Below are 9,777 nucleotides of genomic sequence, written 5' to 3'. Positions count from 1 at the left end.
TCCCTCTCCGCTGTAGGGAGAGGGGAATGTTTACGGATTCCTGGCGTGGCTCCGTTAGATCACCTTTGCGCTATTTTCGTAGGTGTTGATAAGATGGTCGTGCAAGTTCCCTGTCCCGTGCATTGTCACCAAAAGATTCTGGCGCGCGCGGGTAAATCCGACATACAGCCGCTTGATGTCATCACTCAGATCTTCCTCATCCCTTTCCTTTGCGGCATCCATAATAGCCACTGAGTGAAATTCAAGTCCCTTACTGCTTGGTAAAGGCATTACACAAAGGAAATCATTTTGCGGCGACCAGTGTTTTTTGTCATCGCTGGTCACAATCATTTGGTAGGGGATGCTACGTGCCGCGAGACGTGGCCCCAGCATCCCCGAAATGCTGTAGGTTGAAGGGCAAAGTATGGCGATCTCTGACCATGCAACCCCTTGCTGCCGCTGCTCTGTAACCCAGTCGAGAACGTGGGTAATCTCCTCGTCCTGATTATCAAAGCTGGCCAGTGCCGGGTAATTTCCGGACAATCCACCCGCATCGGGCTGTTGGTATTTGAGCGCGGCTTCAATGTGATTATTGAGGTAGTTAAACGCCATGCTGCTGGCGAAATGGAGTATTTGCCGGGTATTACGATAGTTGGTATTCAGGATCGTAGTGCGGCCGAGGGCCTTAATATTGACACTAGAGAGTGTGAAGTCGAGGGCTTTCTTTTTCTGGTAGATAGACTGGGCGTCATCGTAGAGGAAAAGAAGTGAGTTATCTTTGTTGTCCGGCATACGTGCGAGTATTCTCAGCCACTCCGGTTTGAAATCGTGTCCCTCATCTATCAGGACTGCGCTGTATTGCTCCGGTTTTATAATCCCCTCTTCAAATGCCACCGTCAGCGCATTTTCCATCAGCTCAATAAAGTTTTTGCTTTTCGGCGGAAGACAATGATGTGCATTTAACTGCTGATAACACCAGGCATGAAAATGGATGACTTCGACGGGAAGTCTTAAAGTGTGCTGCTCAAGCTGTGATTTGAGTTTTTTGGCCAGTGTGATGTTGTAGCAAATTACCAGGATCGGCTTGGTGTTTTCAATATTGTTGGCAAGCTCAATACAACGGTGGTGCAAAATGAGCGTTTTACCGGATCCTGCCACGCCATGAATAACGCGGTGTCCTGCACCCATGCTTCTGGCGAGTTGTTCCTGGTTCCTGTCCATCATGCAAACCACATCAGGGGTGTGGAACGTAAAATTGTCCAGATCAACCTGCGTAACGGATGCGTTAATGCGTACATCGGGATATAGATGCCATCGAATACGGTCGAGTTGCTGTGGTGTTGTGTGATGAGTGAAATTATGTCTGAGAAGGGATTCGAGCCGGGCAGAGATTTGTTCCCTGGTCATGAACTCGCTGAGCTCGTCTTTGCAAATAACCTGACTGGCTGGGAATAGTTCATTTAGCGCTTCGGGAGTGAAACTCTTTTCTAGCTGTGCTCGGGTGATATTGCTCAAATAAACACCGAATCCATACGGCATAATAAAGTGGCCTTCATAATCTCCTTGTTGCTGGCGAAGCAGCGGATCTTTTTTTAGGCTATCGATAGTGTGAAAGGTATATTGACGAACCTGTTCGAGCGGATTTTTGAACGGTTGAATGCCGTCTTTAGTTTCATAATGAATATGTGATTTGTTGGCGGATTTGATTTTTGTAATAAACCAGTCTTTCACTTCTATAAATAACAAACCTTTTTCGGGGGTTAGAATGACAAAATCCGGATGCTCTTGTTTGTCCCCCATTCGGGTGTCATACCAGCAGGTACACTGTTCGCTGAGTCCCCCTTCCAGAAGTCTTGCCAGTCTTTTCTCGCCGGCAGTAATTTTCTCGCTACAACTGCTTATTGTGGGAATAATGATTGCCATGTTACGCCTACCAATTCATGAAAATTATATACATATGCTAAATTAATATTCTGATGGATATTAATGAAAACATGAATTCATCATGGTTAATGACATTAACAGACAATATTGCAAACAGAAAGCGTGATGCGAGATATTTGCTTCGGAGATATTTGCTCCCTTTCACAAATAAAAGGGAGCGGCTGTTTACTTCTTCAATCCCGCAAACGCGGCTCGGATCTCGTCTTCCGGCAAATTAATGCCGATAAACACCAGTTGGCTGTGCGGTTGCTCGTCGCCCCACGGGCGGTCCCAGTCGGCGCTGTACAGGCGCTGAACGCCCTGGAACAGCAGTCGGTTCGGCTCGCCTTCAATCCACAGCATACCTTTGTAGCGCAGTAGCTTCTCGGCGGATTCCAGCAGCAGGTTTTCCATCACTCGCGACACGTCGCTGATGTTGACCGGGTAATCCAGCTCGACGACGATCGAGGAGATATCGTTTTGCTTGTCGGCGATAAAGTGGAAGCGCGGTTTGGCGCTGACCACGTTCTCCTCCAGCATAAACCCGTTGGTGTCAAACAGCAGGGAGAGGTCGATGTCGCCATGGGTCACGGTATACACCGGGGCGCGGGCGTTGATGCGCGCCAGGCGTTCGCGCAGTTTCTCGCTAACACCCGCGACATCGGTTTTGGTCAGCAGGATGCGGTCCGCGTAGCCGACCTGCGACTGGGCGATGGTGAACTGGTTCATCTGATCGTCGGCATGTACCGCGTCAACCAGCGCAATTACGCCGTCCAGCAGGTAACGTTCGCAAATCACTTCATGGGAGAAAAAGGTCTGAATAATCGGGCCGGGGTCAGCCATGCCGGTGCATTCGATCACCAGACGGTCAAAATTGATCGCGCCTTTGTCGAGGTTGTCGAGCAGGTCTAACAGTGCGTCTTCCAGCTCACTGGAACGGGTACAGCAAATGCAGCCGTTGGTCAGGGTTTTGATCTGCGTGGCGCGGTCGCCAATCAGCTGATCGTCCACCGAGACTTCGCCGAATTCGTTTTCGATAACGGCAATCTTGTAGCCGTGCTGCTCGTTGAGAATATGGCGTAGCAGGGTGGTTTTACCCGCGCCAAGAAAACCGGTGAGTAGGGTAACTGCAATCGGGGTCATTCACTTCTCCTTCTAACAGCAACTGCTTCCGCCGCTACCGTAGCGGGCTTCCTGGCGCTCGCGGAAGAATTCTTCGTAGGTCATGTACGGCTTATCGGGATGGTTGGTCTTCATGTGCTCGACGTAGTTGTCGTAGTCCGGAATACCAATCAGCATCTTCGCCGCCTGACCGAGATACTTCTTTGCCTGACCTAAAGTACCAAACATGGAACGCCCCGGATATATGTTGAGCTCGTAGATGCAGGCTATTTCACTTGCCATTTTGACCGCGGGCAGTGCTCGCAATCCTCACGTACTGCGTGTACGCTCCGGTTGCTGCGCGCTGTCCGCGGCCAAACTGACTGCGCCAATTACGCCTGCGGCACTAAGTGATCGAGGCCGGGTAAGCGCTCGCCACCCGGCTTCAGGTTAGTGGTGTGAAGAGGTCTTCACGCCGCCTTCCGGCACCGGTACATACGGCGTCTCTTTATCAGAGCGACCGTTGATAGTGCGGGCTTTCTGCCAGGTACGGAACCCGTAGAAAATGATGCTGTACACCACCACCAGGAACAGAATACTCAGGCCGGCGTTGGTGTAGTTGTTGATGACGATATGGTTCATGTTGGCAATCTGCTGTGCGGTCAGTTCGCCGCCGTTGGCAATCTTCTCTTTGTACTGATTCGCCATGAAGAAGAAGCCTTCCATCTGCGGGTTGGTGCTGAACAGTTTCAGACCCAGCGCCCAGGTGGTGCAGATCAGCAGCCATACTGCCGGAACCACGGTCACCCAGATGTATTTGGTACGCTGCATTTTAACCAGCACCACGGTGCCGAGAACCAGCGCCACGGCAGCCAGCATCTGGTTAGAGATACCGAACAGCGGCCACAGGCTCTTAACGCCGCCCAGCGGGTCAACCACGCCCTGATACAGCAGGTAGCCCCACAGGCCTACGCAGCCCGCAGTACCGACGACACCGGCAACCAGAGAGTCGGTTTTCTTCAGGAATGGGACGAAGTTACCCAGCAAGTCTTGCAGCATAAAGCGGCCAGAACGGGTACCTGCATCCAGTGCGGTCAGGATGAACAGTGCTTCAAACAGAATACCGAAGTGGTACCAGAAGCCCATATCAGCCATCGGCAGGACTTTGTGGAACACGTGAGCGATACCGACAGCCAGCGTCGGTGCGCCACCTGCGCGGTTCAGAACGGACGGTTCACCGATGTCTTTCGCGGTTTGCAGGATCTGCTCAGGCGAAATGACGAAGCCCCAGGAACTGACGGTTGCCGCCGCATGTGCGGTGACGTCTTTCAGTTGCGCCATAATCAGCGGTGCATTTTCACCCCCCATTTCATGCAGGTTCGGCATGGTGATGCCAAGGCCCGCAGGCGGGGTGTTCATTGCGAAGTACAGACCCGGTTCGATGATGGAAGCAGCAACCAGCGCCATAATTGCGACGAAGGATTCCATCAGCATCGCGCCATAACCGATAAAGCGCGCGTCGGTTTCACAGGCCAGCAGCTTCGGTGTGGTACCAGAAGCAATCAGCGCGTGGAAGCCAGATACCGCACCACAGGCGATGGTGATGAACAGGAATGGGAACAGCGCACCTTTCCACAGCGGACCCGTACCATCAACATACTGAGTCATTGCCGGCATTTTCAGTTCCGGGTTGAGGATAACAATCCCCACTGCCAGACCAACGATAACGCCGATTTTCAGGAAGGTGGCCAGGTAATCACGTGGCGCAAGGATCAGCCATACCGGCAGCAGCGCGGAGATAAACGCGTAACCGATCAGGGTGAAGGTAATGGTGGTGTCTTTAAAGGTCAGCGCCGGGCCCCAGTACGGGTCGTGCGCAATCACGCCGCCGAAGTAGATAGACGCCACCAGCAGCACAATACCAATCACCGACACTTCACCCACACGTCCTGGACGCAGGAATCGCATGTAGATCCCCATGAACAGCGCGATAGGTACGGTTGAGCAGACGGTGAATACACCCCACGGGCTTTCTGCCAGCGCTTTTACCACGATCAACGCCAGTACCGCGAGGATAATGATCATGATTAAGAAGCAACCGAACAGCGCAATGGTTCCCGGTACCGGGCCCATCTCTTCTTTGATCATCTCACCCAGAGAGGCGCCGTTACGGCGTGAAGAGATAAACAGCACCATGAAGTCCTGCACCGCACCAGCCAGTACTACACCGGCCAGCAGCCACAGCGTACCGGGCAGGTAGCCCATCTGCGCAGCCAGTACCGGCCCAACCAGCGGACCTGCCCCGGCGATAGCGGCAAAGTGGTGACCAAACAACACGTTACGGTTAGTTGGTACGTAGTTCAGACCATCATTGTTGATGACCGCCGGCGTGGCACGCGTGGGGTCAAGTTTCATCACCTTTTGAGCGATGTAGAGACTGTAGTAACGATAGGCCACCAGATAAACGGAAACCGAGGCGACCACGATCCACAGGGCGCTGATGTGTTCACCCCGACGTAATGCCACTACCGAGAGGCAGAATGCACCGATGATGCCGAGAATGACCCAGGGTATGTGCTTGAATATCTTTTTCGTATCCATAGTAAAACCTAATAATTGGCCGAGGCCGCTGGGGGATTGATTGTGTGTTTGAGGAGATAAGTTGACTGCTATGTTGGGAGGATCTTGCCAGAGAGTTACGCGCGTAAAGTAAGGTAAATAAGTGAGTGGTTGTATGTCAGCTTAAGCGGTCCCAAGTGTCAGTGAGCGGTTCCTGATGCCGGTGAGTGGGGATAATTATGTGATTGAGATCACTGAGAAACGCCTTTAGATCCTGGGTTGACTGCGGGGATCGACGAATCGTCGATGCTGAGATCGATTCAGTTAGCACGAATTCCATAAAGTTTTCCCTTTCCAGGCCGAAAATTCTGACATCTGTCTAGCGGAAAGAGAAAACATGTTAAAACGAATGAAGATTGTTACCAGCTTACTGCTGGTATTGGCGCTATTTGGCGTTTTACAACTGGCCTCGGGCGGGTTGTTCTTTAACTCACTTAAGAATGACAAAGAGAACTTTACCGTTCTGCAAACCATTCGCCAGCAGCAGTCTGCGCTGAATGCCGCCTGGGTTGAACTGCTACAAACGCGAAACACCCTGAACCGGGCGGGGATTCGCTACATGATGGATCAGAACAATATCGGCAGCGGTGCGACCGTTGCTGAACTGATGCAGGTAGCGAGCACGGCGCTGAAACTGACGGAAAAAAACTGGGCGGTCTATGAGTCTCTCCCGCGTGACCCGCGTCAAAGTGAAGCCGCTTTCCAGGAGATCAACCGCACCTATGACATCTACCATGGTGCGCTGGCGGAGCTGATCCAACTGTTGGGTGAAGGGAAGATCAACGCATTCTTTGATCAACCGACGCAAAGCTATCAGGATGGTTTTGAGAAGCAGTATGTCAATTACATGCAGCAGAATGATCGTCTGTATGACATTGCGGTTGAAGATAACAACAGCTCTTACAGCCAGGCGATGTGGGTACTGGCGTGCGTGCTGATTACCGTGCTGGCGGCGATTGTCGCGGTCTGGTTCGGTATCAAACTTTCTCTTATCTCTCCGATGAACCGTCTGATTGACAGCATTCGCCATATCGCCAGCGGCGATCTGGTAAAGCGCATTGATGTCGAAGGGTCCAACGAGATTGGGCAACTGGCAGAAAGCCTGCGTCACATGCAGGGTGAGCTGATGAACACCGTGGGTGATGTGCGTAATGGCGCTAACGCTATCTATAGCGGCGCCAGCGAGATTGCGATGGGTAACAACGATCTCTCTTCACGTACTGAGCAACAGGCCGCTTCTCTGGAAGAAACCGCGGCCAGCATGGAACAGCTGACGGCGACCGTGAAGCAGAACGCCGAAAACGCCCGTCAGGCCAGCCATCTTGCGCTGAGTGCCTCAGAAACGGCGCAGAAAGGCGGAAAAGTGGTGGATAACGTGGTGCAAACCATGCGCGACATCGCTTCCAGTTCGCAGAAAATTGCCGATATTATCAGCGTGATCGACGGCATTGCCTTCCAGACCAACATCCTGGCGTTGAACGCCGCAGTAGAAGCTGCGCGCGCAGGTGAGCAGGGGCGTGGGTTTGCGGTGGTGGCGGGTGAAGTCCGTAACCTGGCCCAGCGCAGTGCGCAGGCTGCCCGCGAAATCAAAAGCCTGATTGAAGATTCGGTAAGTCGTGTCGATGTGGGTTCAACGCTGGTAGAAAGCGCCGGTGAAACCATGGATGAGATCGTTAATGCGGTGACCCGTGTGACCGATATCATGGGCGAAATCGCTTCGGCTTCTGATGAACAGAGCCGCGGTATCGACCAGGTCGGTCTGGCCGTCGCCGAGATGGATCGTGTAACCCAACAGAACGCCTCGCTGGTGGAAGAATCCGCTGCTGCCGCTGCGGCGCTGGAAGAACAGGCCAGCCGTCTGACTCAGGCCGTTGCGGTGTTCCGTATTCAGCATGATCAACAGCGTGCTCGCGATGTGGCGACCGCAAAACCCGCTTCAGCAACCGTACAACCACGCAAAGCCGCGGTAACGGATGCCGGTGATAACTGGGAAACGTTCTAAGCCTGTGATGCCGGATGGCGCTGGCGCTTATCCGGCCTACGGGAAAAGGTTACGTAGGCCCGATAAGGCGTAGCCGCCATCGGGCAATTAACGCAACATCAGGCGCATGGCGCAGCGTGAATCATACGCCAGGCCGTGTGCCGCTTCTGCTTCTCTTTTCTGGCGCAGTGGTGTAGAAAGCGCCTCATCTGTCAGCATCTCAAACCCCAGACCGGCATAGAAGGGCGCGTTCCATGGCACATCGCGAAAGGTGGTCAGTGTGAGTGATGCATACCCTTTTTCCCGTGCCTGTTCAGCGACGTAGCGAATCAACCCCCGACCAATCCCTTTCCCCTGCCAGTCCAGATGCAGAGAAACTTCAGCAATAAACAGCGATGATGCAAGCGGTTCTGCCAGCAAAAAGCCAACGGAAGAGTTATCTGCCAGTGCCAGCCAGCTCATTTCGTTGTCAACATAGTGCTGATGTTGGGAGAGCGTAACGGTGTGACCATCGGCGAGCCATGCCAGCGAAGGAACGCGCAGGAAGCGCTGTCCTGCGGAGCGTTCGATGCCCGGCAGGATAGGGGTATCGACCTGGGTTGTGGAGCGGAAAGTGATTTTCATGGAGGCAGTATAGCGGGGTTTCACGCAGGTCCGGTAATGTACGATTACCGGACCCTTACAGAGCATCACTCCTGACGTGGGTCGCTGATTGGCTGACGAACCAGGAAGATATAGGCGAGCGCGCCTACCATGGTGACGCAACCGCAGATGATCAGCGCCAGGCGGAACGAGTTGGTGGTATCAACAATAAACCCGGTGACAATTGGCGCGAACGATGCGCAGATAAAACTGGCAAAGTTCTGAATACTGCCCACAGAGGCGGTCATACGTGAAGCGACAGCGACGTGGATCAGCCCCCAGCAGGAGGTGCCGGCGAAGTGAATGCAGAACAGCGCCATACCGATCAGGAGTACCGCAGCCATTGATGTTGTTGCCTGTGGTACGACAAACGTGAAGGCTGCAGAGCAGAACATCCCGGCGATAATACAAATCTTACGGCTCTTAATGGGCGCCATACCGCGTTTTACCAACCCGTCGGTGACAAAACCGTTGATCAACATCCCGGCTGCGCCAAACAGGAACGGAATGGCAGCCATTAATCCGGTGCTTTTTAAATCCAGGTTGTAGGACGTTTGCAGGTAGCCCGGCAGCCAGGCCAGATATAACCATGCGGTGTAGTTGATGCCGCTAAAGCCCAACATCATGCCCCACATGGTACGGTTGCGGAACAGGCTGCGCCATTCGGCAAAGCTCAAAGGATCGCGACGCGCGTTGACACTGCCGGCGTTCAGGTACGCCTGCTCGGTGGCGCTCAATTCAATCTGTTCGCGGTTGCGGTACAGCATGTACCAGCCGATAGCGAGGAAAATACCCAGCACACCGATGGTGATGAACATCCAGCGCCAGCCCATGACCAGCATCATGGCAGCCAGAATCGGCGGACTAATGGCCACCCCGATCGTTGAAGCGGCGTTGAATAACCCCATCGGACGACCGCGCTCTTTGATGTTAAACCAGTCGTTGATGACCTTTACGCCACAGGGGTTCATTGGCGCTTCACCAATCCCCATCCCGATACGCACCAGCACGAACTGCGTGAAGCTGTGCACCATGCCAGACATCGCCTGGAACAGCGACCAGAAGAACATCCCCAGTCCAAGCATGATGCGCGGACCTTTACGATCCAGCAGCGGGCCGCAGGGCAGTTGCGCAATACCATACGCGAGAGAAAACACCGACAGTAGTATGCCGATTTGTGTGGCGCTGAGCCCCAGTTCTTCGCGAATGGTTAAGTTTGCTACCGACAATGAACTGCGGTCGAGGTAATTAATCACCGCAGCAAAAAATAATAAAATCATTGCTGTGGTCTGAATGCGCTTTATTCGACTACTGCGTTGCACCATGCCTTCTGGCGGAACATTAATATCCGCAGATGACGAGGTACCAAACGAAGAACTCGGGTCGAGGGTAATATTATTTTTTTCCACGCCGGACTCCTGAACCTCAATAATTTATTTTTACACAGCGGCAGGCTGTGCTGTATTGAAAAAGTACCGGTGATAAATCAATTTTTTCATCACCGCTCACGAAAGTTTTTTAATGCAGTCGAC

At 53.1% G+C, this 9,777-nt stretch carries 7 protein-coding genes; 1 reads left to right on the top strand and 6 read right to left on the bottom strand.

Annotated elements, in window-relative coordinates:
• Positions 1 to 54: 54 nt before the first annotated feature.
• The 4 genes from FDX19_RS18400 to btsT form a co-directional block, all read right to left on the bottom strand.
• On the bottom strand, positions 55 to 1,902 hold the full coding sequence (locus FDX19_RS18400; RefSeq protein ID WP_137383829.1) for a UvrD-helicase domain-containing protein: 1,848 nt from the start codon (positions 1,900 to 1,902) through the stop codon (positions 55 to 57).
• Between the two features lie 186 nt (positions 1,903 to 2,088).
• On the bottom strand, positions 2,089 to 3,045 hold the full coding sequence (gene yjiA, locus FDX19_RS18395; RefSeq protein WP_137383828.1) for a GTPase: 957 nt from the start codon (positions 3,043 to 3,045) through the stop codon (positions 2,089 to 2,091).
• Between the two features lie 12 nt (positions 3,046 to 3,057).
• Positions 3,058 to 3,252: a YbdD/YjiX family protein gene (locus tag FDX19_RS18390; RefSeq protein ID WP_003830038.1), complete on the bottom strand. Its 195-nt coding sequence runs from the start codon at positions 3,250 to 3,252 to the stop codon at positions 3,058 to 3,060.
• A gap of 201 nt (positions 3,253 to 3,453) precedes the next feature.
• Positions 3,454 to 5,604 (bottom strand): pyruvate/proton symporter BtsT, encoded by a 2,151-nt coding sequence (gene btsT / locus FDX19_RS18385; protein WP_115601038.1) that lies wholly within the window; start codon positions 5,602 to 5,604, stop codon positions 3,454 to 3,456.
• Between the two features lie 355 nt (positions 5,605 to 5,959).
• Between btsT and tsr the strand changes: the two genes are divergently transcribed.
• Entirely contained in the window at positions 5,960 to 7,624 is a 1,665-nt protein-coding gene (gene tsr / locus FDX19_RS18380; protein ID WP_137383827.1) for a methyl-accepting chemotaxis protein, read from the top strand.
• 87 nt (positions 7,625 to 7,711) lie between these two features.
• Here tsr and FDX19_RS18375 read toward each other — a convergent pair whose 3' ends face one another.
• Entirely contained in the window at positions 7,712 to 8,227 is a 516-nt protein-coding gene (locus FDX19_RS18375) for a GNAT family N-acetyltransferase (protein WP_137384027.1), read from the bottom strand.
• Between the two features lie 65 nt (positions 8,228 to 8,292).
• Positions 8,293 to 9,654: an MFS transporter gene (locus FDX19_RS18370; protein ID WP_137383826.1), complete on the bottom strand. Its 1,362-nt coding sequence runs from the start codon at positions 9,652 to 9,654 to the stop codon at positions 8,293 to 8,295.
• Between the last annotated feature and the right edge of the window lie 123 nt (positions 9,655 to 9,777).

The sequence above is a fragment of the Citrobacter sp. wls619 genome (genome assembly GCF_005281345.1).
Lineage (GTDB): Bacteria > Pseudomonadota > Gammaproteobacteria > Enterobacterales > Enterobacteriaceae > Citrobacter.
The sequence above is the reverse complement of the archived record's forward strand: the minus strand, read 5'-3'. Positions and strand labels throughout refer to the sequence as shown.